General features: G+C 72.3%; 16 protein-coding genes. 15 read left to right on the top strand and 1 reads right to left on the bottom strand.

Annotation, left to right across the window (positions count from 1 at the left end; all coding sequences use genetic code 11):
• Positions 1-9: 9 nt before the first annotated feature.
• From Q0A33_RS00905 to Q0A33_RS00890, 4 genes are all read left to right on the top strand, one after another.
• The gene (locus Q0A33_RS00905; RefSeq protein ID WP_291791772.1) at positions 10-1,686 is read left to right on the top strand and encodes a thiamine pyrophosphate-binding protein; all 1,677 of its coding nucleotides are present in this window, start codon (positions 10-12) and stop codon (positions 1,684-1,686) included.
• Positions 1,687-2,260: 574 nt separating this feature from the next.
• Positions 2,261-3,409: a pyruvate dehydrogenase (acetyl-transferring) E1 component subunit alpha gene (gene pdhA, locus Q0A33_RS00900; RefSeq protein WP_291791769.1), complete on the top strand. Its 1,149-nt coding sequence runs from the start codon at positions 2,261-2,263 to the stop codon at positions 3,407-3,409.
• A gap of 47 nt (positions 3,410-3,456) precedes the next feature.
• A complete protein-coding gene (locus Q0A33_RS00895) occupies positions 3,457-4,422 on the top strand; it encodes an alpha-ketoacid dehydrogenase subunit beta (RefSeq protein WP_291791820.1) in 966 nt (321 codons plus the stop codon).
• A gap of 9 nt (positions 4,423-4,431) precedes the next feature.
• Positions 4,432-5,988, top strand: coding sequence for a dihydrolipoamide acetyltransferase family protein (locus Q0A33_RS00890; protein WP_291791766.1), 1,557 nt, complete (start codon positions 4,432-4,434; stop codon positions 5,986-5,988).
• Between the two features lie 127 nt (positions 5,989-6,115).
• On the opposite strand, the gene Q0A33_RS00885 is transcribed toward Q0A33_RS00890, so the two are convergent.
• Positions 6,116-7,348, bottom strand: coding sequence for a hypothetical protein (locus Q0A33_RS00885; RefSeq protein ID WP_291791763.1), 1,233 nt, complete (start codon positions 7,346-7,348; stop codon positions 6,116-6,118).
• Positions 7,349-8,043: 695 nt separating this feature from the next.
• Here Q0A33_RS00885 and rpmB point away from each other — a divergent pair.
• From rpmB to Q0A33_RS00830, 11 genes are all read left to right on the top strand, one after another.
• Positions 8,044-8,280 (top strand): 50S ribosomal protein L28, encoded by a 237-nt coding sequence (rpmB, locus tag Q0A33_RS00880; RefSeq protein ID WP_291791760.1) that lies wholly within the window; start codon positions 8,044-8,046, stop codon positions 8,278-8,280.
• The gene (gene rpmG / locus Q0A33_RS00875) at positions 8,277-8,447 is read left to right on the top strand and encodes a 50S ribosomal protein L33 (protein WP_344337691.1); all 171 of its coding nucleotides are present in this window, start codon (positions 8,277-8,279) and stop codon (positions 8,445-8,447) included. Before rpmB ends, rpmG begins: the two co-directional genes overlap by 4 nt.
• A 6-nt stretch (positions 8,448-8,453) precedes the next feature.
• Complete coding sequence (gene rpsN, locus Q0A33_RS00870) at positions 8,454-8,759, top strand: 30S ribosomal protein S14 (RefSeq protein WP_291791754.1); 306 nt, start codon at positions 8,454-8,456, stop codon at positions 8,757-8,759.
• 123 nt (positions 8,760-8,882) lie between these two features.
• Positions 8,883-9,173, top strand: a complete 291-nt coding sequence (locus Q0A33_RS00865) for an HU family DNA-binding protein (protein ID WP_291791751.1) — start codon at positions 8,883-8,885, stop codon at positions 9,171-9,173.
• Positions 9,174-9,321: 148 nt separating this feature from the next.
• A complete protein-coding gene (locus Q0A33_RS00860; RefSeq protein ID WP_291791748.1) occupies positions 9,322-10,173 on the top strand; it encodes a nitrilase-related carbon-nitrogen hydrolase in 852 nt (283 codons plus the stop codon).
• Positions 10,170-12,290, top strand: coding sequence for a cytochrome c oxidase assembly protein (locus tag Q0A33_RS00855; protein WP_291791745.1), 2,121 nt, complete (start codon positions 10,170-10,172; stop codon positions 12,288-12,290). Before Q0A33_RS00860 ends, Q0A33_RS00855 begins: the two co-directional genes overlap by 4 nt.
• A 197-nt stretch (positions 12,291-12,487) precedes the next feature.
• The gene (locus Q0A33_RS00850) at positions 12,488-13,546 is read left to right on the top strand and encodes a hypothetical protein (protein WP_291791742.1); all 1,059 of its coding nucleotides are present in this window, start codon (positions 12,488-12,490) and stop codon (positions 13,544-13,546) included.
• A 139-nt stretch (positions 13,547-13,685) separates the two neighbouring features.
• Entirely contained in the window at positions 13,686-14,327 is a 642-nt protein-coding gene (locus tag Q0A33_RS00845) for a hypothetical protein (protein ID WP_291791736.1), read from the top strand.
• Positions 14,324-17,335: a vWA domain-containing protein gene (locus Q0A33_RS00840; RefSeq protein WP_291791733.1), complete on the top strand. Its 3,012-nt coding sequence runs from the start codon at positions 14,324-14,326 to the stop codon at positions 17,333-17,335. Before Q0A33_RS00845 ends, Q0A33_RS00840 begins: the two co-directional genes overlap by 4 nt.
• Before the next feature lie 191 nt (positions 17,336-17,526).
• Positions 17,527-21,054 carry a tubulin-like doman-containing protein gene (locus tag Q0A33_RS00835; protein WP_291791731.1) on the top strand — a complete coding sequence of 1,176 codons (3,528 nt, stop codon included), beginning with the start codon at positions 17,527-17,529 and terminating at the stop codon, positions 21,052-21,054.
• Positions 21,054-23,751 (top strand): hypothetical protein (locus Q0A33_RS00830; RefSeq protein WP_291791728.1); only part of this gene is annotated, 2,698 nt, incomplete at its 3' end. The genes Q0A33_RS00835 and Q0A33_RS00830, both read left to right, overlap by 1 nt.

The following is a 23,751-nucleotide window of genomic DNA, read 5'->3' as shown; positions in this document are numbered from 1 at the left end:
GGAGCCCACATGAAGGTATATGAAGTCGTCGCCTCGTTCCTGGCGAGGGAGCGCGGGGGTGACCCGGTGTTCGGCCTCATGGGGGACGCCAACCTCGCCTACCTCGGCGCATTCATCGAGCGTCACGAGGGCAACTACGTCGCCGCGGCGCTGGAGGGCGGAAGCGTGTCCATGGCGGACGGCTGGGCGCGCATGACGGGAAGACCCGGCGTGGCGACGGTGACCTTCGGGCCCGCGCTCACCAACACCCTCACCGCGCTCACGGAGGCGGTGCGCGCCAAGACGCCGCTCGTCCTCCTCTCCGGTGAGACGCCCGCGAGCAACGAGCACTTCCAGTACGCGGACACGGAGGGCTTCGCGCGGCTGGCCGGCGCCCGCTACGAGCGCGTGCTGACCGCGGACGGCCTCGTGGAGACGATGGCCAAGGCGTTCGTCCACACGACGTCCACCCATCAGCCGGTGCTGCTCGACATCCCCTTCCCCCTCATCGGGCAGGAGACCGAGGACCGTGAGCCGGTGCGCGCCGGCCTGCCCCGCCAGGCGATCGCTCCGGACCCCGAGGTGCTCGACGATGCCCTGGGCGCACTGCTGGGTGCCCGGCGCCCGTTCCTGCTCGCCGGTCTGGGGGCGGTGCGGGCGGGTGCGCGTGAGGCGATCCTCGCCCTCGCCCGTGCCATCGGCGCTCCCGTTCTCACCTCGCTCGCGGCGAAGGACCTGTTCCTGGGGGAGCCGGACAACCTCGGCATCCACGGCAACCTCTCCACCCCGGCGGCCTACGAGCACATGGGCAGTGCGGACGTCGTCATGTCCTTCGGCGCCTCGCTTAACAACTGGCAGACGGACGACTACGAGCTGCTGAAGGGCAAGCACGTCATCCAGAACGACATCGATCCGGATGCGCTGGGCAAGTACGGTCCCATCGGCCTGGGCGTGGTGGGCGATGCGCGGGCCACGGCGCAGGCCCTCCTGGACATGGTCCGGGAGGCGGAGATGGAGAAGGACGGCCCGTCCGCAGCGCTGAACGCGCTGCTCGCCCGCCCCGGCCGCGAGGCCAAGGACCTCTTCCGTCCGCACACCGGCGACGGCTTCGTGGACATGCGCGAGGCCGCGCTCACCCTGTCCGGGGCCGTGGGCGTGCGTGCGCAGCAGGTCTCCGACGTGGGCCGCTTCAGCAAGTCCGTCTGGCCGCACACCACGGTGGATCCCAGCCGCTGGGCCTACGCCGGCTACTTCGGTGCGATCGGTCTGGGACTGGCCACGGGGATCGGCGCGGCGGCGGCGCGGGCGGACGTGCCCACCCTGGTGTGGGCCGGCGACGGCGGTGCCATGCAGGGCCTCATCGAGGTCAACACCGCCGTCCGCCACGGTCTGCCGCTCATCGCCGTCGTCCTCAACGACGAGTGCTACGGCGCGGAGTACTACAAGCTCAAGGGGGTGGGCTCCAGGGCGGAGACCTCGTTCATCCCCTGGTCGTCCTTCGCCGCGGTCGCACAGGGCCTGGGCGCGCAGTCCGTGAAGGTGACCGGCCGTGAGGAGCTGCAGGCCGCCGCGGAACGGGTGCGGGAGGCGACTGCCGCGCTCGCCGCCGGGAAGACCGCCGCCGAGGCCGGGCTCCCCCTGCTCGTGGAGATCATGGTGGACCCCCACAAGGTCTCCCTCCAGGCGGCCGTCACGCCGCTCGACTGAGGGCGGGCCCGTCGGCGGCGGAGGGCCTGGTCCGAGCGCGTCCTCCGCTCGAGTGCGAGCGGACCGGGCGCCCTCCCGCCGAGGCCGCAGCGCACGCCGCTGCGGCCTCGGGGTGTGTGTGACCGGGTGCCCTCCCGCAGGATCGGCACGTGTGCGCACACGGCCTTTCTGCGGCCTCGGCGTGCGTTCGCCTGTGCTCCCGGCGGGGCTCGCCGGCGCCCCGGATGCCCTCTCACCTGCGAATACTCGGACGTGAAACTATGACGTCGGAGCTATTGTGCTGAGCCCAACCCGTGTCCGCGCTCGTCTGTGCGGACCCTCCAGGTGCCTGTGTGAGGGGCCTAGCGTCGGCGGCAGACGAGAAGGCGGGCCCTCGCGGCGGGATCGTGGCAGCCCCCGGCGCAGGTCCACGGGGCCGATGGGGGCGGGCAGTTTGGCACGGTCCGGACGTGAGGGTATTGTGTGACCACAATGTGAAACACATCACGAGGGGTCACCGCAGATCCGTGGGGATCCCGCCATCCGACGGTTCGTGTCCGCACCCGGACGCGTACGCGCTGATGAGGAGAACACGATGACATCCGACCTTACTGCGGGATCGGCTGCGAAGAGGCAGGTAGATCCGCGCATGATCCAGATGCTCACCCCGGAAGGGGAGCGAGTCAGCTCCGGAGAGTACGACGCCTTCGCCGCGGAGCTCAGCACGGAGGACCTCTTCGGCTTCTACCGTGACATGGTGCTCGTCCGCCGCATCGACACGGAGGGCAATGCCCTGCAGCGTCAGGGCCAGCTGGGTCTCTGGGCGCCGCTCAAGGGCCAGGAGGCCGCACAGATCGGGCTGGGCCGTGCGCTGCGGCCGCAGGACTTCGTCTTCCCCACCTACCGCGAGCACGGTGTGGCCTGGACGCGCGGGATCGACCCCGTCCAGTTGCTGGGGATGTACCGCGGCCAGACGCACGGCGGCTGGGATCCGCAGGAGAAGCGCTTCCACACCTACACCATCGTGATCGGCTCCCAGGTGCTGCACGCGACCGGCTACGGCATGGGCATCCAGATGGACGGCGACGTGGGCACGGGAGACCTCGAGCGCGACTCGATCGCGGTCGCCTGCTTCGGTGACGGCGCCTCCTCTCAGGGCGACGTGTCCGAGGGACTCACCTTCGCCGGGGCCTTCAACGCACCCGTGCTCTTCTACTGCCAGAACAACCAGTGGGCCATCTCCGAGCCCACCAGCGTCCAGACGCCGGCCCCGTTGTTCACCCGCGGCCGCGGGTTCGGCGTGCCGGGCATCCGGGTGGACGGCAACGACGTCCTCGCCTCCTACGCGGTGGCCCGTGCGAGTGCGGACTCGATCCGCTCCGGCAACGGCCCCATGCTCATCGAGGCGTTCACCTACCGCATGGGCGCCCACACCACGGCGGACGATCCCACCCGCTACCGCAGCGATGCGGAGACCGAGGCCTGGGCCGCGAAGGACCCGATCGCCCGCCTCCGCCTGCACCTCATGAAGGAGGGTGCGAGCAGTCAGGAGTTCGCCTCGGTGGACGCGGAGGCGGATCAGCTCGCCGCGCGCATCCGGACCGCCTGCGTGGAGATGGAGGCGCCGGACGCGGAGCAGCTGTTCGCGCACGTCTACCGCGAGCCGCACTCCCTCGTCGAGGCCGAGCGCGAGGAGTATCTCGCCTACCTGGACTCGTTCGCCGATGCCGACGGGAGGGCGTGAGCCGCGTGACCGTCACAGCAGCTGAACAGAGCACCGCCGTGGAGAAGATGCCGCTGGCCAAGGCCATCACGGCGGGTCTGCGCAAGGCGATGGAGGACGACCCGAAGGTCGTGCTCATCGGTGAGGACATCGGCAAGCTCGGAGGGGTCTTCCGTGTGACGGAGGGCCTGCAGAAGGACTTCGGGGAACGCCGCGTCATCGACGCCCCGCTCGCGGAGTCCGGCATCGTCGGCACCTCGGTGGGCATGGCCGTCCGCGGGTACCGTCCGGTCATCGAGATCCAGTTCGACGCCTTCATCTTCCCCGCCTACGACCAGATCGTCACCCAGGTGGCGAAGCTCAACGCGCGTACGCACGGCCAGGAGAACATCCCACTCGTCATCCGGGTCCCCTACGGCGGCGGCATCGGCTCGCCGGAGCACCATTCGGAGAGCCCCGAGGCCGTCTTCGCCCACCACGCGGGCCTGCGGCTCATGACGCCGTCGACCGCGCACGACGCCTACTGGATGATCCAGGAGGCGATCCGGTCCGCGGACCCGGTGATGTTCTTCGAGCCCAAACGCCGCTACTGGATGAAGGGCGAGGTCGACACCGCGCAGCGCGGCCCGGCCGGCGGGACCGCGCAGATCGTGCGCCCGGGCACGGACCTCACCCTGCTGGCCTACGGCCCGCTGGTCCCCACCGCGCTGGACGTCGCCGCGGCGAAGGCGGAGGAGGGCGCGAGCGTCGAGGTCATCGACCTGCGCAGCATCAGCCCGCTCGACTTCGACACCATCGAGGCCTCCGTCAGGCGCACGGGCAGGCTCGTGGTCGCCCACGAGGCCCCGGTGTTCCTGGGGCTGGGCGCGGAGATCGCCGCCCGCATCACGGAACGCTGCTTCTTCCACCTCGAGGCGCCGGTGCTGCGTGTGGGCGGGTTCCACGCCCCGTATCCGCCGTCCAAGCTGGAGAGCCACTATCTGCCGGACCTCGACCGCATCCTCGACGCCGTCGACCGCGCCCTGGACTGCTGAAAGGACCCCATGTCAGACGTCTTCCTCCTCCCCGATCCCGGGGAGGGTCTCACTGAAGCGGACATCGTCGCGTGGAAGGTCGCCGAGGGCGACACCGTGACCGTCAACCAGATCCTCGTCGAGATCGAGACCGCGAAGTCCCTCGTCGAACTTCCCAGCCCCCAGGCCGGCGTCATCGCGGAGCTGTTCGCCGCTGAGGGCGACACGGTCGAGGTGGGCAGGCCGCTCGTCCGCTTCGGCGCGGACGTGGACACCCAGGGCACCGCCGGCGGCTCGGACGTGCCTGCGGCCGAGGCGGGTGAAGGCCCTGCCAGCGGCGGCTCCGAGGCGAGCGGCTCCGGTGCGGGGTCCTCGGACGCCGATGCGGCCGAGGACGGTGCCTCCGGTGCCACGCTCGTGGGCTACGGTGCGGTGGCGAGCTCCTCCAAGCGCCGTCCGCGCAAGAAGCCCGCGGGCGTGGGCGGGCAGGCCGCGGGTGCGGCTCAGTCCCCCGGTGCTGCACAGTCTCACGGCGCGGCGCAGTCTCATGACGCCCCGCAGTCCTCCGGCAGTCGGCCGAGCGCCTCGTCCGGAACGGGCGGCGGTGTCCGTCCGCTCGCCAAGCCTCCCGTGCGCAAGCTCGCCAAGGACCTCGGCGTGGACCTCTCACAGGTGCCCGCCACGGGTGAGCGCGGGGAGGTCACCCGCGCGGACCTGCGGGCGTTCGCGGAGTCCGGCGGCGCGGGGCTTACGGCTGCCGCCGGTCAGACCGCTGCCGCGCAGTCCGGATCCGCGCAGGCCGGATCCGCTCAGGCCGCGGCCGCCGGCGTGCCCGCCGCAGCGGGGCAGTCCGCCGGGGCCGGCCTCGGCGAGGGTTCTGGTGCGCAGGCGGTGCAGCGCGAGGAGCAGGTGCCGCTCAAGGGCGTGCAGAAGGCGATGGCGAACGCGATGGTGAACTCCGCCTTCACCGCTCCGCACGTCACCGAGGGCGTCGAGGTCGACGTCACCGGCATGATGGACCTGGTTCGCAGGCTCAAGTCCGGCAGGCGGCTGGGCGAGGACGTGCGGGTCTCCCCGCTGCTCATCGTCGCGAAGGCCGTGGCCTGGGCCGCGCGACGGCACCCGTACATGAATGCGCGGCTGGACGGCGAGACGATCACGGTGCGGAACTACGTGAACCTCGGCATCGCCGCGGCCACTCCGCGCGGGCTCATCGTGCCCAACATCAAGGAGGCGCACACGCTGGGCCTGGAGGGCCTGGCGCGGGAGCTGAACGCACTCGTGGAGACCGCCCGCTCCGGCCGCACCACTCCGGCGGCGCAGGCAGGCGGCACCATCACGGTGACGAACGTGGGCGTGTTCGGCGTGGACTGGGGAACGCCGATCATCAACCCCGGAGAGACTGCGATCGTCGCCGTGGGGCGCGTCGTGAAGAAGCCGTGGGTGGTGGACGACGAGATCGTCCCGCGCGAGGTCATGACCGTCACCGTCTCCGCGGACCACCGCGTGGTGGACGGCGAGACGATCTCGAAGTTCCTCCGCGACGTGGCGAACGCCCTGGAGGACCCCACGCACCTCCTCAGCTGAATGGAGGCTCCGGGGCGCGAACCCGCGCGAACCCAGGCTCCCTGAGGTCGCCCCCCACGAAGTGACGGCTGCGTAGCGGCCGTGCAGAGCGGCCGCTACGCAGACGTCACTTGTGTGTGGGCTGTGCTCAGTCGTTGAGGCGGGTGGTCTTCTCCGGCCCGGAGACCTTCGAGAGCTTCTTCGCGTAGCAGTTGTCGCGGTCGATGCCCAGATTCGTGCACTCGGCCAGGGCGTCCTCGGGATCCGAATAGGGCTCCGCGAGGACCGTGATCCAGAAGTCGCCCATCTTGAAGCTCTGCCAGTCGCCGCTCCAGAGCAGGACCGCGTCCGGGTAGCGCCGCTTGTTCTCCTCGAACTCCTCGAGGATGTCCTCTTCGGACCAGGTCTTCCCGTTGGCCTCGAGCCCGGGCTTCTTGGCGCTGAGCTGGACGACCCAGGTCTCCGCGAGCTCGCCCTCCGCGGTGCGGGTGCCCTCCTCCGCGTAGGACTCGAGCTGTTCCGCCGGTGAGGGTGGGGGAGTGGACGGTTCCGCGGACGGCTCGTCCGGCTGTGCGGAACCGTCGGAGTCCTCGGTCTCCTGTGCCACCGGGGGGTCGATCTCCGTGGGCTTGGTGCCGCGCTGGCCATTCAGCACGCCGAGGCTGATGACGGCGGCCAGCACCAGCACGATGCCGAACCCCACGAAGCCCCAGATGAGCCCCTTCCTCCTGGAGCCGCCCTCCCCGGCCTGGTTCTGGCCGGCACCGCCCGGTGGGAAGCCCGCCGCGCCTGCGCCGGCCGCGCCCGCGGCGGGGAAGGCCCCTGCCTGGCCCGTGGCGAGAGGCGCCTGCACCGCGGGGCTCTCGCCGGAGTGGTGTGCGATGTACTCGTAGTAGGTGGAGCGGTCCTCCGCCGCCGAGGCCGCCCCCGCGGTTCCCACCGCGGCCTGCGCGCCGGTGACGGGTCGGCCCACGGAGAAGGTGGGCGGTAGAGACTGCCGGGCCGCGGCGGGGACGCCGGCCGCTGCTGCCGCCTGCCGGTCGGCGTCCGTGAGTTCGTGCAGGGGCAGGTACTCCTGGTCGTTGCGCAGGAAGTGCTCGGCGCCGTCCGGACCGCGATAGCGGAGCACGGCGTTCGCGTCATACCAGTATCCGGCGCCGCCGGGATCGGAGAAGTGGATGGGCGAGCCGTCGTGAGAGGTGACGGGCCGGTCCGCGACGCCGGTCGTCCCCGAGGCGCTGCCCGCGCCGGCCCCCGCGGCTCCGCCCGCACCGGTCCCGCCACCCGCGCTGCCGGTGACCGGTGAGCTGAATGCCGTGTGGTCGCTGTGCGCCTTCCTGATGCGTGGGCGCGAGGGCTCGGAGCCACCGGGGGTGCTCATGGGTTCACCGTCCTGACCCCACAGGGGCGCGAAGGGCTGCACTGGCTGTCCATGTACTCACTTTTGCACGGAGGGGAGTGAGCGGCAACACGGACGCACCGCGGGTCGACGGAGCCGGGCAGGGGCCGTTCGCCGCGCTGAACCGGAGCGCGGAGCGGGCGTGCGGAGCGGGGCGCGAGGGGTGAGCCGGAGCCGGCCGGCGCCGGGCCGGTGACAGCGGGCCGGTGCGGGATGTGAGGCGTGTCGTGGCCCGCCGACTTGCCGCGAGCGCGCCGGGCGCAATAGAATCGTGGACTGTTGTGATCGCAGTGCGCACTGACGACACGGCTCCGGACCGCCGGTCCGCGTGGAATCCACGCAGCAGGAGGAGCGGAGCCGATCGCCGGACGCGCTGCACGTGCTCATTGAGCGCTGCATCTATGACTGGCCCCTCTCTCACAGGCTTCGTCTTCAGCGCTGGTGAGACATCGCGCACCCGTCGCCCGGCGGAGTGCGTCCGCACACCCGCACCGGGGTGCATCCACATCACCGATCGCCGGCTCCGCAGGCGTGAGCGTCTGCATCACGCAGGAGCCGCACCCGGTGACAGCTGTGCTGATGTCTGCGGTGTGGAGGTTCGCGAGCCGCGGGGACCGTGCGCGGTCCACGCGGTGCTGAGGGCCTCAGCACCACCAACTGTTGAACTGGAGGAAGCTATGGCAGCCGTCTGCCAGGTGACCGGGACCACTCCCGGCTTCGGACACAATGTGTCCCACTCGAACCGTCGCACCAAGCGCCGTTTCGACCCCAACATCCAGAAGAAGCGCTACTACGTTCCTTCGCTCCGTCGCAACGTGACCCTCACGCTGTCCGCCAAGGGCATCAAGGTCATCGACGCACGCGGCATCGACGCAGTCGTGACAGAACTCATCGCCAAGGGAGTGAAGCTCTGATGGCCAAGGCACAGGACATCCGCCCGATCATCAAGCTCAAGTCGACTGCCGGCACCGGGTACACCTACGTGACCCGCAAGAACCGCCGCAACAACCCGGATCGCATCGTGCTGAAGAAGTACGACCCGAAGATCCGCAAGCACGTCGATTTCCGAGAGGAGCGCTGAGCGCACATGGCCAAGAAGTCAAAGATCGCACGCGAGAAGCAGCGTCAGGCACTCGTCGAGCGCTTCGCGGAGCGTCGTGTCGAGCTCAAGCGTCAGCTCGTCCACCCGGACAGCACGGACGAGCAGCGTGAGGAGGCGCGTCTGGCGCTCCAGAAGCTCCCCCGCAACGCCTCGCCGGTCCGCCTGCGCAACCGCGACCAGGTCGACGGTCGTCCGCGCGGGTACCTCCGCAAGTTCGGTCTCTCCCGCGTGCGCTTCCGCCAGATGGCGCACAACGGCGAGCTGCCCGGCATCACCAAGTCCAGCTGGTGATCTCCTGAGGATTCCGGCCCCGCACCCCTGAGGTGCGGGGGAGGGTCTGGTAGTTTCAGCACCAGTCGGAATTCTCCCCACTGGCATCGACCGCCGTACACCGTCCTGAAGGAGGACCCATCCATGGCAAAGAACCGCAGCGAGCTTGTCGCAGAGGTCGCAGAGAAGTCCGGTCTCACGCAGAAGCAGGTCTCCGACGTCCTCGACGGCGTCTTCGAGTCCTTCTCCGAGGCCGTCGCCTCCGGTGAGAAGCTGACCGTCCCCGGCTGGCTCTCCGTGGAGCGCACCGAGCGCGCCGCTCGCAAGGGCCGCAACCCGCAGACCGGTGCTGAGATCGAGATCCCCGCCGGCTACTCGGTGAAGCTCTCGGCAGGTTCCAAGCTGAAGGCGGCCGCAGGCTCGCCCTCGAAGTGAATCCTTCGCGCTGAGTGAGGCGCCTGTACCCGGAGGCGGGTACAGGCGCCTTTCGCATGCCCGGATGCCGCAGACCACGTGGAGGGGCACGGCGCAGGTCCTGCTCGGGCTTTTCGCATGCCCGGACACGGCACGTATCCTGGGGTGCATGCGCATCTCAGCCATCCAGCTCGGATACGGGGACGCGGAGTCCCCTGCGGAGCGCGTCGACCGCGCGGCCGCCCTCGTCGCCACTCAGGACCGCAGCGACCTCATCGTCCTGCCGGAGCTCTGGCAGCCCAGCGGCTTCGGATACAGGAACTGGGGTGCCCGCGCGGAGACGCTCGAAGGGCCCACCGTCCGCGCCATGCAGGACGCTGCGCGCGCCGCCGGGAGCTTCCTCCACATGGGCTCGATCATCGAGGCGACCCCGGAGGCGCTGACCCGCCTCGCCGCGGTGGACCACGACGTCACGCGCCTGCCGGAGCTGCCGGACTCCGAACGCGGCCTCTGGAACACCTCCGTCCTCATCGGCCCGGACGGCGAGGTGTGCGCCCGCTACCGCAAGATCCACCGATTCGGGTTCGGCAGCGGCGAGCCCAAGCTCCTCGCTCCCGGTGAGGAGCTCGTCACTGCGGACATCGAGGCGGACGGCCGCACCGTCCGCCTGGGCCTCGCCACCTGCTACGACCTGCGCTTCCCCGAGCTCTTCCGCGGTCTGCTCGACGCCGGAGCGGAGATCTTCGTGGTCCCCGCCGCGTGGCCGGCGCCCCGCGTGGACCACTGGAGCCTGCTGGCCCGCGCGCGTGCGGCGGAGGACTTCTGCGCCGTGGTCGCGGTGAACACCGCCGGCTATCACGCCCGGACCCAGATGGGCGGCCGTTCGGCGATCATCGACGCCTCCGGCGATGTCCTCGCACAGGCGGGAGCCGCGGAGACGATCCTCACCGCCGAACTCGACCTCGAGTCGATCCGCGCACGCCGCAGCGGCTTCCCGGCTCTCAACGACCGCCGCCTGTGACGGAGGGTTCCCGCACCGGCGGCAACGCCGGCCCTCGCACCGGCGGTGAGGCGGCGCGCCCCGACGGCCCCGCACGCACCGCCCGGCTCACGCAGTCCTCCGCGCTTCCGCTCTATCTGCTGGCCGGGGTGGTCCTCGGCTCACTGGCTCTCGTCCTCACCGGCGCCGCCGCGCCCACCGTCGTGGGCGACTCCGGCCCGCTGGGCAGGTGGGGTCTGCCCACCGCCAAGTTCCTCTTCAACACCGCGCTCACGCTGACGATCGGTGCGCTGGTGCTGGCCGTCGGAGTGCTCCCGCGCACGCAGGGACGCCGGGGCGATGTCGACCCGGACTGGCTGCGCCTGCTCACGATCGGCCAGGTCGCCTCCTCCGTGCTCACGGTGTCCAGCGTGGCGGTCCTCGTCTTCACCTACGTGGACACCGCCGGTGCGCAGGCCTATGCGGGGGACTTCTCCGCGCAGCTCTGGTCCTTCATCACGGCGATCGATCTGGGTCGTCTGTGGCTGGGGATCACCGCGCTCGCGGCCGTCGCGAACCTCTGTGTGTTCGCCTTCCGCTCCTTCGCCGGCGTCGCTGTCGCGCTCGCGGCCTCACTGGTGCCCATCGGCCTGCTCGCGCTGCTGGGCCACTCCGCCGAGGCCTCCGGCCACACCCAGGCCGTGGGCAGCCTCGCGGTCCATCTGGTGGGCGTGGTGCTCTGGGCCGGCGGCCTCCTCTCCCTGGCACTGCTGGCACCGGGCCTCACCCGCCGCCCTGACCTGGGCACACTCGTGAGCCGCTATTCCACGCTGGCTCTCATCGCGTTCCTGCTCGTCATGTACTCGGGCTTCACCAACGGCAGCCTGCGCGTGCGCAGCCTGAGCGACTGGTGGGGCACGCCCTACGGCCGGGTGCTGCTGGCCAAGCTCGCGCTCACCCTGCTGCTGGGGCTGATCGGGTGGATGCACCGGAGGTCCGTCATCGGCGGCCTCGCCGGCAGCGGTGTCTCTTCCGGACCCGCTGCCGGGCGCGGGGCCTCCGCCCTGTTCTGGCGGCTGGTGCTCGTGGAGGCCGCCGTGTTCGGCGCGGTGAGCGGTCTCGGGGTGGTCCTCTCCCGCACCGCTCCTCCGGTCCCGGACGAGCCGCCCGCGGAGCCCACCGCGGCGGAGCTCCTCACCGGCGAGCCGCTGCCGCCGCCCCCGGACTGGGGGAACTACTTCACGGAGTGGCGGGTGGACCCCATCTGGGTGGTCATCACGGTGGGCGCGACCGTCCTCTACCTCCTCGCCGTCCGGCGGCTGCGCGTCCGGGGCGACAGCTGGTCCACGGCCCGCACGATCTGCTGGGTCGCGGGCATGGCCGTGCTCTTCTACATCACGAGCGGCGGCGTGTCCGTCTACGGCCACGTCCTCTTCTCCGGGCACATGATCCAGCACATGGCACTCGTGATGGTCGCCCCGGTGCCCATGGTGATGGGCGCACCCGTCACGCTGCTCATGCGCGCCCTGCGGCCCCGGCAGGACGGTTCCCGGGGCCTGCGCGAATGGGTGCTGGTGCTCGTCCACTCCCGGTACGCCCGCTTCTGGGCGCACCCCATCGTGGCGGCGGTGAACTTCGCGGGTTCGCTCGTGGTCTTCTACCACTCGGGCATCATGATCTACGCGCTGGAGACCCACGCAGGGCACGAGATCATGATCGTGCACTTCCTGCTGGCCGGGTACATGTTCGTGCAGTCGATCATCGGCATCGACCCGGGCGTGAACCGGTTCCCGTACCCCGTGCGCCTGCTCGTCCTCCTCGTGACGATGGCCTTCCACGCCTTCTTCGGCATCTCGATCATGTCCGGGGAGGCGCTCATCGCCGGTGAGTGGTACGGGAACATGGGCCACGGCTGGGGCTTCTCCGCCCTCGAGGACCAGGTGACCGGCGGGGAGATCGCCTGGGGGATCGGCGAGCTGCCCACCCTGTCCGTCGCCATCCTGCTCGCGGCGGAGTGGTTCACCTCCTCCACCCGCGAGGCCAGGCGCCGGGACCGTTCGGAGGCGCGCACCGGCGACGCGGAGCTGAGCGCGTACAACGCGATGCTGCAGCAGCTGGCGGACAGGGACCGGGCGTCCTCCTCCCGGCCGCGTCGCTGAGCGGGCCGAGGCCGCGGTTGCCGGTTCGCCCGGTGTGGAGCAGTCGTGCCGGTGGGTGTGCGACGGACCGCGCCGTGCTGTGTCTCACATCTTTGCTACGCTCACGACGAAGTCAGCCGTCCGGCGAGGACGGGCAGTCGAGAAGGGCGAGTGCACCAGTGGCCGCTGAAGGACCGGAGGCGTCGGAGGACGCGGAAGTGCCGCAGCCGCCGCGAGCGCGCCCGTCCCGCGGGACGGGCCCCGCGGTCTTCGGGCCCGGCATGCGGCGCGGGGCGCCCGGACGCTCCGGGGACACGGTCGCCGCACCCGAGGCGGTCGCACCCGGCTCCCTTCCTCCCACCGGGCCGGCGGGCACCGCGCCCCCACCGCCGCCCACGGTGTCCGCGGCGCACTCGGCCACCGGGCCGGGCGCGGAGGAGCCCGCCTCGGGGCAGTACAACACCGCGCCGCACAACACCCGCCCGCACGACGCGACGCCGCACAACACGGGCGTCCGGATCGCCGATGCGCGCGCTGCGGACGCCCAGGACCGGGGTGATGCCGCCGCGCACGGCGGGGTCGCCCACGGCTCCGGCCCGCAGGAGGCGGGGACGTTCGGCTCCGGCCCCGCGGCACCCGCCTCGGGGCCGTCGATGCAGGTCCCCGGCCCGGTCGCGGACCCGCCGCAGCGCATGACTGCGGGCTTCGCCCCGGCCGCGGGCTTCGCCGGCGGTGCGCCCGGGCGGCTCGTGTCCATCACCCGCACCCTGTTCGTCACGCTCTACGTCATCTCCTTCGCCGCGCCGGTCGTGTTCCTCTGGATCCCCGCGGGCCTCTACGCCTTCGTGGTGCTGGGCTGGGTGGTGTTCGGCGCGGCCGCGGCAGCCGGGGCCGCCCTCGTCTTCGAAGCCCGCGAGCACGACGGGATCGCCGCAGGCGTCAAGGCGCTGCTTCCGCTCGGCGCCATGTACCTCGTGGTGGGAGGCTGTCTGCGCGGCTTCGCCGGGACCGCGGCGCGCGGCGAGGGAGCGGAGTTCTGGCCGCTGGGGTTCGTGGGAGTCCCGATCGCTGCGTTCGTGCTCTGGCGTCTGGGCCGGATGCTCCGGGAGATGGTGGTGGTGTACTCCGCCACCGGCTGGCAGGGGTCCTACGCGCGGACCAAGATCGCCCAGCAGGGCACGGGCTCCTTCGTCGGCGGACGCGTGGTGGACGCCCTCGCGCTCGTCCTGGGTCTCCTGCTCTCCGTCACCGTCTTCTCCACGGGAGGCGGGTACTGATGCCCGGCCGATGCCCCGGTGCGGGCCCGTGCACGCGCGCAGTCCCTGGTGCAGCTTCGCCACAGCGAGTCGGCCGGCTCGCCGGTCCGCTTCTCGTATGCTCATGTGCGGAAGACCGTTCCTCCGGAGGTGTGCGCTGATGTCCCAACCTTTCGACCGCGGACAGGGCCCGGGACGCGGAGCGCCTGGACCCTCGGCCTCGCCCTTCGGAGCCCACCCGGGCGCACACGGCGGGCAGCAGCACGGAGGGAGCCCGTTCGGGGACGCTGCCCAGCCGGGACCCCGGAGCTCTCCCTTCGGCGCACCGGGAGCGGACCTTCAGGGACAGCCGGCCGCGGGCACTGGCGCTCCCGGCGGCTCCTCCGTCGCGAGGGGCTCCGCAGGGGGGACTGCGCAGGGAGCGCCCGGCGACCCGTTCGGCACCGGGGCACCGCAGGCTCAGGCGCCCGCCGCCTTCGGAGCCGAGGTGCCGCGGAAGGAGCTGACCGTCTCCGGTCCACCGCTCGCGGTGCTCTGGGCTGCACTCGTCGCGGCGGTCGTCGGCGTGGGCGTGGCGCTCCTGCCCTGGGGGCCCACGAGCCCCGTGGGCTGGCTGTTCGCGGGTCCGGTGGCGATCCTGCTGCTGGGCCGCTACGGCTCCGAGGACGTGCGCCGCCGCACGGACTCCCTCTACGCCACGCATCCGGCCGCCGTCCCGCTCTACTGGGCGGCCGTCGCCGTCACCGTCCTCGCCGTGCTGGCGACGGCGCTGCTCACCGCGTTCTGGGTGGGGCGCCTGTGAGCGCGGCGCGAAGGGCCGGACTGCGCGCCGTCGCCGCAGCATTCCTCGCCCTGGGCCTCACGGCGGCGCCGCTGGCAGCCGGACCCGCCTCCGCCGTGGACGCAGACACCACCCCGGCCGCCGTGTCCACAGCCGTATCCTCCCCCGCGGAAGCAGGGGGCCCGGCGCATCAGCCTGCCACGGAGCCGCCCGCGGTCATGGCGGCTCCCGCGCCCTCCAGCGGTGAGGGCTCCGGTACGGACGAGGGCTCCGGCACGGATGAGGACGAGATCGCCTCGACGGAGGGCGCGAGTGCTCCGCCGCTCCCGCAGCAGTTCTCCTCCTGCGTGGCGGCGGGAGGAGAGGCGGACGTGCTGCTGCTCGTCGACGAGTCCGGCAGCCTGCAGGACACGGACCCGGACAACGCCCGCGTCACCTCCGCCCTCCACCTCGTCAACCGGATGGCGCACAACGCCGGGGAGAACTCCGTCTCCGTCGCGGTGAGCGCGTTCGGCCACGAGTACTCCCGGGTGCAGGACTGGACCTCGATCGACGGGGATGCGGACGTCGAGGCGCTGCGCAGTGCCGTGACCGGCCTCGCGGACCGCACCTCCGGCATCGACACGGACTACTGGACCGCGCTGGACGAGGCCCGCAAGGCGCTGGCGGAGCGCAGCCGCGACCGGTCCTCGGACACCCAGAGCTGCCAGGCCCTCGTCTGGCTCTCCGACGGCGAACTCGACTTCCAGCAGCGCACCGCCGCCACCGCCCGCTCGCACGGCGACTCCAAGGCATTCGCCCCGGACGCGGACCTGCGCACGGACGCCGGGACGGCCGAGGCCGCACGAGCGGCGGAAGAGGACATCTGCCGGCCCGGCGGCCTGGCGGACCAGCTCCGCAGCTCACGGGTCGCCATGTTCGGCGTGGGCCTGGGCAGCGCGGACGGCGCGGAGTTCGACCTCATGCGCTCCATCGCGGAGGGCGAGGACTCCGGCGGTCAGACCTGCGGCGAGCTCACGGACCCCGTGCCCGGTGAGTTCCACCTCGCGAGCGACATCGACAGCCTGCTCTTCGCCTTCGACGCGATCTCCGGGCTCGGCTCCGATCCCGTCAGCAGCGAGCATGGGGTCTGCACCGAGCGCATGTGCACGGATCAGGCGCACACCTTCGTCCTCGACTCCACCACTCCGGACGTGGACGTCTTCGCCACCGCCTCCGCGGACGACCTCAGCGCGGTGCTCGTGGCACCGGACGGCACGGAGGTTCCGCTGGCCGACGACGCGCAGGACGCGCAGGCGGACGCCGGCGGCTCGCCCGTCACCTACACCTGGGAGACCGCCCGCAGCCTGAGCCTGCGGATCGACGGCACCCAGGTGGGCAGCGCCGGGGACGACGGGCCGTGGGTGGGAGTCTGGCGGCTGGCCTTCGTCGCGGACGAGGGCGGGAGCACGGACGCCACCACCAGGTCGAACGTCCACATCACGCCGGGCATCCGCCCCACCTGGCCCGAGGCGGATTCGACCGAGCTCCACCGCGGCGACACCCTCGACGACACCGTGTTCTCCGTCGTCGACCGCGACGGGGACCCCGTGGACCCGGCGGTGATCGCCGGCACGGGCGAGTTCACCGCGGTCTTCACCGATGCCTCGGGCCGGCAGACGGAGCTCGCCCGGACCACCGAGCTGAGCGAACTGGCGAATCCTGTGACCTGGGACCTCAGCCGTACGGCCACCGGTCGCGGCAGCCTCGGCCTCCGCCTCGACCTCACGACCGCTCCCGCCGAGGACGCGGACGGCGAGGAGGTGCCCGGCACCGTGCTGAGCCCCGTGAGCGTGGCCCTGCCGGTGGACGTGCTGCCGCCGCTCAACTACCCCACGGTGCCCGGCAGCGTGGATTTCGGCGAGGTCGAGGGTGCCGTGGACCTCAGCGCGGCGCTGCCTGTTGAGGGCGAGGGCTGCGCATGGGTGGAGCCCGGCTCCACGGACGTGGTCGCGGCTCCGCAGGGCATGGAGGGCGTGAGCATCGAGTCGTCCGCCGCAGCGGAGGCGGACTGCGTCTCCGGCGGAGAGGACCTCGAGGTCGAGCTCGCCTCGGACGCCCAGGGCAACGGCGCCGTCAACGGCACGTTCACCGTCATGACCGCGTCCGCGGACGGTCAGGGGGAGGCCGTCCCGATCACCGTCGAATTCACCGCGAGCGTCGTCAAGCCGCTCAACGCCGTGAACTTCTGGCTCACCCTCATCGTGGCGCTCGTCCTGGGACCCGGCATCCCGCTGGGACTCCTCTACCTCCTCAAGTGGCGCAACGCGCGCATCCCCGCCAGCCCGCTGGTGGCGGTCCGCGCACCCGTGACGGTGAGCGGCGGGACGGTGCAGCGCGACGGCGCGCGCTTCGCGTTCCGTCCCGGGGACCTCCGCAACACGGTGCCGATCGATCCGCGCGGCTCGCGCTCCATCGATGCCGCGGGAGTCACGGTGAGGACGCGCACGGGCGGTTCGCCCTTCGGCAGCGGCTGGGCGGTCGTGGACGCTCCCGGCTACGCGAGCGTGAGCCGGGAGCAGCCCTCCCGGCAGCCCGCGAGGCTGCCGCTGGCGGTGCACAACACCTGGCTGGTCCTGCGGCCCGAAGGCGGGCCCGCGGACGCTGCGGAGGTCCTCGTGCTCCTCTCCGGCTCCGCGGACGCACAGGCGCGCAAGGCGCTCGAGGACGAGATCGCCACGGAGGCGGCGGACCTGCTCGACCGTCTTCCCGCCGCCGAGGCCTCCTCCGGCGGACAGGGCGGCCCCGGCGGGGAGCCCAGCCCGTTCGGCGCGGCTGCGGCGGGACCTCGGAACGGACCCAACCCGTTCGCCGGCGGCGGTGCCGCGGGTGCGCCGGGCGGCGCCCCGTCGCCGTTCGGCAGCGGCCCGGGGCAGGGCGGCCAGCCGGGATCCGGAGGCCAGCCGGGATCCGGAGGCCAGCCGGGGCCCGGCGGAGGGTTCCCCGGCACTCCCGGCGGTCCGCAGTCGCCCTTCGGCGGCGGGAGGTGAGCGCGATGATCCGCGCTCAGGCACCTCGGCGGCGGCCTCGCCCTGCACCTGCCGCGCCCGGCAGTGTGAGGCCGGGCGGCACACCCGCCCGGCAGTGCCGCACACCCGTCCGGGCGGTCCGCAGCGGTCCGCACAGACCCGACCGCGCACACAGCTTCGCCCCCGCAGCTCCGTATCGAAAGGTCCAGTGAATGTACAAGTTCCTCGTCGTGGGATGCGGCGGCTCCGGTGGAGAGACGCTCGCCCGCATCATGGACCAGCTGAAGTCCGAGCTCATGCCGCACGGGATCCCCGAGCTGCCCGCGGGCTGGCAGTTCGTCCACGTGGACGTGCCCGTCGTCCCGGACACCGACGTGCCCGGCGTGGGCAACGTGCGGGACCAGGGCGGCACCTACATCGGCACCGCGCCCTCGTCCGGCTCGTACTCCGTCCTGGACAACTCCGTGAGCCAGAAGCTGCAGCAGACCGGTGACCTCGACCAGTTCGTCACCTGGGCCCCGCGCAGGCCGGAGTCCGTGACGACGCCCCTGCACAACGGGGCCGGGCAGATGCGCGGCGTGGGGCGCGTCATCACCCTCAACCGCGCCAAGGACGTCTTCTCCGGTCTGCAGCGTGCGGTCAACCAGCTCAAGACCACCGAGGCCAATGCGCAGATGAAGCAGGTCGCGGACGCGGTGCCGGGGTCCGGCGGGTTCGACCCGGAGGGCGATCCCATGGTGTTCGTCGTGTCCTCGATGGCCGGCGGCGCCGGCGCCTCCATGGCCCTCGACGTCTGCCGCCTGCTCGGCCAGGTGCAGGGTGTGTCCGTCAACGACACGTGCGTCTACATGTACACCTCGGACATCTTCCCGGACCAGCTCGAGGGCGTGCGCCCCAATGCGCTGGGCATGCTGGGGGAGATCGTCGCGGCGCAGTCGGCGGCCTCGGAGGACCACGACGTGCGCCTGCTCGAGTCGCTGGGCCAGCACGTCGACCGTTCCGGAGGCCCGTCGTTCGCCCGCGTGTTCCCCGTGAGCAAGTACCAGGGGCTGGACCGCACCACTTTCGGCGACGGCACTCAGCGCGGCCTCTACCGGGGGCTGGCGCGCGGCCTGGCCGCGCTCATGATCTCCGGCAAGGCGTCCACGGACTTCCGCGCCTACGACCTCACCAACAAGGACGGGCTCTCCCCCAACCGCAGCTTCCTGGGATGGGGCGTGGAGGCCGCGGACAAGCTCTCCTGGGGCACCTTCGGCTTCGGCAGCCTCAGCATGGGCCGCGACCGCTACCGCCACTACTCCTCGCAGCGCCTGGCCCGCACCGCCGCGGACCGGCTGAGCGAGGGCCACCTGCAGCCGGGCAGCACCGCCGGCGCGGAGCAGCAGCTCACCAAGCTGGTCGACTCGCAGTGGCCCACCGTCGTCCACGAGCTGGGCCTGCCCGCCGAGCACCAGACCTACGACACCGGCGCGGCCGGGGCGTGGGTGGTCTCCGCGCTGGGCGAGCAGAGCCTCGACGCCGCGCTGCGCGAGATGATCGACCGGTACGCGGTGGGTGCCGAGCTCCCGCGCGCCCAGGGCCAGACGGGTCCCAACTGGATCGCCAGCGCGGGCAACTACCTGCGTGCCAAGCAGGCCCAGCTCCAGCAGGGCGGCTACGAGATCATCCAGCGCTGGGCCTACGACTGGGCACGCGCCTTCGAGGCGCGGCTGCTCTCCGTCATCAGCACGGGGATCGCGCAGTACGGCCTGCCCTATGCGCGGGCGCTCCTCCAGCGGCTGCAGACGCACATCGGCCAGGGTGTGGTCCCGCGGTGCACGGAGCTCAGCCGCTATCCGGCCACGGACGTCTCCCGTGTGCCGAGCGAGGTCGAGGGCTATGCGGCAGCGGTGAAGGGCACCATCGTCCAGGGCGAGGAGCTGGAGCAGCGGCTCCTCACGGGCCTGCTCGCCGGCCTGCGCAACAACAGCTACCTCATGGCCAGCGAGGCGCTCGCCGCCGTGCTCTCCGAGGCACCGCAGGACCTCCTCGCCCCGCTGCAGAGGACGGTGGAGGAGTCCATCCAGGGCATCGACCTCGCCCGGACGGAGACCAGCCGCACCGTGGGCCTGGCGAACGTGGAGACGGACGTCTACTCCGCCTGGCCCTCGGACGAGGACCAGCGGGTCCCGGACCGCTTCGCGACGGCCCACAACGAGGTCCTCCTCACCCCCGCCGCGCAGTTCCAGGACCTCTACCGACACCACCTGCCGGACGCCGTGGGCTCCGGCGGGCAGGGACCGGCGGGCATCGAATGGGACAGCGCCCGCCGGATGGCCGCCGCCCAGGTGATCAGCGGCCAGTGGACGGCCGCAGAGGGCAGCAGTGCTCCGGGCGGGCTCATCGAGGAGTTGGCGCGCTGGCGGCCCTCCCGGTTCACCCGCGATCCGCACACCGGCAACCCGCTCACTGCGAGCGCAGGCCGCTACTCCCTGCACGTGGGCTCCCGCGATCTGCGCCTGCGGGCGCTGCAGTTCGTCAATCGCCGCAACGAGGCCTTCGACAAGTACTGCAGCCTCTCGCTCGAGGACTACATCCTGGGCAAGGACGGCGCCGCACCGCACGAGCTCTCCCAGCGCAGGACGGACCTGGAGGCCAAGTTCCGGGAGACGCTCACGCGCGGCCTGCCGCTGTCCAGCGTGCACCCGGACGTGGTCTCGCGCATCCACGCCAGCTCGGTGACCTATCGGTACAAGTTCTCCGCCGCACCGTTCGCGGCCGCCCCGGACCTCGTGGACCGCCTGCGGGCGGTGCTCACCTCCCAGCAGTCCGTGGAGTCGCAGACGGTGGACATCTTCGACAACTCGCTCACCCAGGGGCAGACCGCCGCGGGCATCACCCACGTGGACGTGTTCGGCTCCTTCGGGAACCTCAGTCCCATCGCGTTCGACGGCGTCCTCGTCCCGGTGTCCACCCGCTGGTCGCAGCTGACGTCCAGCGGGCAGAGGCAGGACTTCTGGACCTACCGGCGGGCGCGCACGCTGCCGGCCTCCCTGCCCATGAGCGAGGCCGAGCGCCGAGCCATGATCTCCGGCTGGTACGTCGCCCAGCTCACCGGCCAGCTGCAGATCCCGTCCCCGGACAACCTCACGCGGCCGGTGCAGGTGTTCGATGCGAGCAGCTCGCAGTGGCTGAGCTTCCCCAATCCCCTCCTCACGCCTCCCTCGCAGTTCGTGGGCGAGACCTTCGACTGGCTGCCGGCCGTGCTGGAGTCCTACCTGCTGGCGATCGCGAACGCCCACCAGTCCCCGGTGCTGGGATCCCTGCGCCCGTACCAGGTGCTGCGAGCGGTCTACGACCGCTCCGAGGAGCAGCCGGCCTCCGGCCTGGAGACGCGGTCGCTCTCCGGGCTCACCCACCTCGCGGACTGGCTGCGCACCGGGCAGACGCCCTCGGGCTCGGGCTCCCGGGCGGACGCGGACTCCCTGGAGCAGCGCTACGAGAACGCGCAGACGTTCCTGTCCACGGTGGGCGGGTTCGCCTCCAGCATGCTCGACACCTCCACCCCCGGCCACGTGGGCGTGCGGGTGGAGAACCGGGCGGCGGGCGCCGGCACCCCCATCTTCTGCGACCTCGTCCCGGACATCGTGGAGGTCACGCAGACCCTGCAGGGCGTCCTCGAGGGCGCCAGGGAGAGAGCGGAGAGCTCCGGCGGCGGAGGCTTCACCGCCGGACTGCCAGAAGGGTTCGGAGCGTTCTGATGTCACCTACCGGCACGGACCTGCGCACTCTCACACTCGTCACGGCGCCCGCCTCACTGGTGGGGGTCCGGGAGACCCTGCGGGACTGGCAGGCGGGCGGGCTCGTGTCCGACTTCGTCTGGGTCCCCGCCCAGGCGGTCACAGCAGACAGCGTGCCCGGCTTCCTCTGCGCCCGCGGGCAGCGCACGCGGGTGAGCGTGCGCGGGCTCTCCGGTGTGCAGCGGTACGGACGGATCCGGGTCGTGGCGCTGTCGGCCGTGCTCGCGGACCGGCCCGCCTCCGCGGAGGAGTTCGCCGGCGTCACGGCGGCCGGCGACCTGCTGCGCCGGATCGTCGGCGAGGAGTTCGGCGGCACCCCGGTGACGGCGGTGCGCGCCACCTTCGCCGGCCCGGGGGCCGTGGGCCTCGCGGACACCGTGCCCTCCGGTGGCTGGACGGACGTGGTGCTCAGCCCTTCGGACTCGCGCGGGCCCCGCGTGGGCACGCGCCCCGTCGACACCTCCGCACCCGCGGAGCTGGGCCGCCATCTCGCCGCGCAGATCGCCGCGCTCGCCGGCCTGTGGGACCGGCTGCCGGAGGGCACCCTCGACGGGATCGAGCCCGCCCACACGGGCTTCAAGGCCCGTCTCGCCCGGTCCTTCCACCGCCGGCTGGACGGCTCCGCGGTGGAGACGGCGGTGCGCGAGCGGGTGCTCGCGGTGGCCGACGGCTACCCGCTGCCCCATCGCGGCGGCATCCACGCCACCTATGCGGAGAACGAGTCCGGAGCCGTCGAGGCGCAGGTGCAGAATCTGTGGACCAAGCACGGCTGGGTCATCCGCGCGGACCGGGAGCAGCACATGCCCGCCAAGCCCCGTGCGATCTCCGCCGGGCAGGCGCTGCGGATGTTCTTCGCGTTCCTCCTCAGCGCCCTCCGCGGCGCGCCCTCGGCCTGGCTGGGCAGCGTGGTCGACTCGACCAAGGCCACGGTCGCCTCCACGGTGCAGAACCTGGTCATGGGCGGCAGCGGCTCCGCCTACAACGTGGTGGTGGGAGGCGTGGACTCGCAGGGCCGCCCCGTGGGCTGGGAGGAGACCGTGAGCGCCGCGGAGCAGCTCCACTCCCGCCTCGACGACGGCGGGCAGCCCGTGCACGAGGACCTCTCACCCCTGTGGCGGTCGTTCGTGAGCGCCTCGCTCACCCTCGTGGACGCCCGCCAGCGCGAGCAGGAGCTGCCGGCCGCCTCCCAGGGTGCACAGCCGGCGATCGTGCGCACACCGGAAGCCGTGGCCCCGGACCCTGAGCGGCCGTTCCGGGTGCGCGGCACGGTCGCCGGCAGGCTGGGCGAAGTCTCGGTGCAGCCGGCCGACGTGGTGCGTGCGGACGAGGTGGGCGCACAGGTCCAGCAGCTCGCCACGGACCCGCAGGCCCGGCTCGCGGACGCCTCCGCCCAGTTCTCCGAGATGGAGCAGTGGACGCTCGCCAGCCGCGCCTCCTTCGTCAGCCGCGTGGGGCTCGTCATCGCGGAGCACCTGCGCGGCAGGCAGGCCGAGGTCGCCCAGCGCGCCCAGGGGCTGGCGACGGCCTCGGGCCCGGACGCGGACACGACCAGGGAGGTCGCGGAGCAGAACAGGGTGCTGGGCGTGCGGATGCGGATCGCGGCCTTCGCCGGGCTCGCGCTCACCCTGCTCTTCGCGCTCCTGTCCTTCTGGGGCGCCTTCGCCTGGTGGGTGTTCTGGATCCTCTTCGCCGTCACGCTGCTGGGCTCCCTCGCCGGGGCGTTCCTGGCCTTCATGCGCACGCAGTCCGAGCTGTTCCGCCTCATCCACCGCGAGCAGAAGCGGCAGGACGACGTGGCGGTGGACCAGCGCAACCTCGCCGCCGCACTGCGCGACCTCACCCGGCTGGGCGATGCCTACGGGCAGTACCTCCGCTGGGCGGACGTCGTCGGTGCCTTCGTGCACCGGCCGTTCGGCAGCCCCGCGGCCGCCGCCGCGGGGCACGGCGGCCGGTTCGACGACCTGCCGCTGAGCACCGGGCACGCCGAGTACGTGGTGGACTCCGCCGCCGTGGACGCCACCGCCCGCACCCTGCGCTCCGAGCTCTTCGACGTGGGCTGGGCGGACACCCAGTGGAGCGCCTTCCTGCGCAGCTCCGCGGCTTCCGCCCAGCTGCACAACCAGCAGCTGGCGGCGGATCCCCAGCGGCTCTTCGCGGAGACGGCCGTGGGCCCGGGCTCCGCGCTGTCGACGCTCACGCGCTCGCTCACGGAGCACGGGGTGGATCCGCGCCTGGGCGAGGCCCCGTGGCAGGCGGCGATGGGCCGTCTGCAGGACCCCCGCCACGCGGCCACCCGGGCGGAGCTGCTGGGGCGGATCGCGGACGGCGCGGGCGGAGCGCAGGTGAGCGCCCAGGACTTCCTGGGAGCGGTGGGACAGCGCCTGGATCCGGGCAGCGGTGCGCCGGAGCTCCTCGACGACGTGCTGCTGACGTCCTCCGGCGCCGGCAGCGACGTGCACGGACTCGCCGACGAGGTGGTGCTCACGGAGCGCAGCGGCTTCAGCACCGTGCTGGTGCACACCCAGCTGAGCCGGGTGGTGAGCGACGACGACCTCGCCTTCTTCCGCGAGCGCTCCGCCTCCGTGGCCTGGGGACAGGGCGACTCGCCCTGGTCGATCGCCGCGGCCCGGGCACAGGCGCAGCTGCATCAGGGTGCGC

It is taken from the genome of Brevibacterium sp., assembly GCF_022712115.1.
GTDB lineage: Bacteria > Actinomycetota > Actinomycetes > Actinomycetales > Brevibacteriaceae > Brevibacterium > Brevibacterium salitolerans.
Note: the sequence above shows the minus strand (reverse complement) of the source record. Positions and strands in the feature narration are given on the sequence as shown.

Coding starts and splice junctions, on each gene's coding strand:
- Q0A33_RS00905 (WP_291791772.1), top strand. CDS start 10: ATGAAGGTATATGAAGTCGTCGCCTCGTTCCTGGCGAGGGAGCGCGGG.
- pdhA (WP_291791769.1), top strand. CDS start 2,261: ATGACATCCGACCTTACTGCGGGATCGGCTGCGAAGAGGCAGGTAGAT.
- Q0A33_RS00895 (WP_291791820.1), top strand. CDS start 3,457: ATGCCGCTGGCCAAGGCCATCACGGCGGGTCTGCGCAAGGCGATGGAG.
- Q0A33_RS00890 (WP_291791766.1), top strand. CDS start 4,432: ATGTCAGACGTCTTCCTCCTCCCCGATCCCGGGGAGGGTCTCACTGAA.
- Q0A33_RS00885 (WP_291791763.1), bottom strand. CDS start 7,348: ATGAGCACCCCCGGTGGCTCCGAGCCCTCGCGCCCACGCATCAGGAAG.
- rpmB (WP_291791760.1), top strand. CDS start 8,044: ATGGCAGCCGTCTGCCAGGTGACCGGGACCACTCCCGGCTTCGGACAC.
- rpsN (WP_291791754.1), top strand. CDS start 8,454: ATGGCCAAGAAGTCAAAGATCGCACGCGAGAAGCAGCGTCAGGCACTC.
- Q0A33_RS00865 (WP_291791751.1), top strand. CDS start 8,883: ATGGCAAAGAACCGCAGCGAGCTTGTCGCAGAGGTCGCAGAGAAGTCC.
- Q0A33_RS00860 (WP_291791748.1), top strand. CDS start 9,322: ATGCGCATCTCAGCCATCCAGCTCGGATACGGGGACGCGGAGTCCCCT.
- Q0A33_RS00845 (WP_291791736.1), top strand. CDS start 13,686: ATGTCCCAACCTTTCGACCGCGGACAGGGCCCGGGACGCGGAGCGCCT.
- Q0A33_RS00835 (WP_291791731.1), top strand. CDS start 17,527: ATGTACAAGTTCCTCGTCGTGGGATGCGGCGGCTCCGGTGGAGAGACG.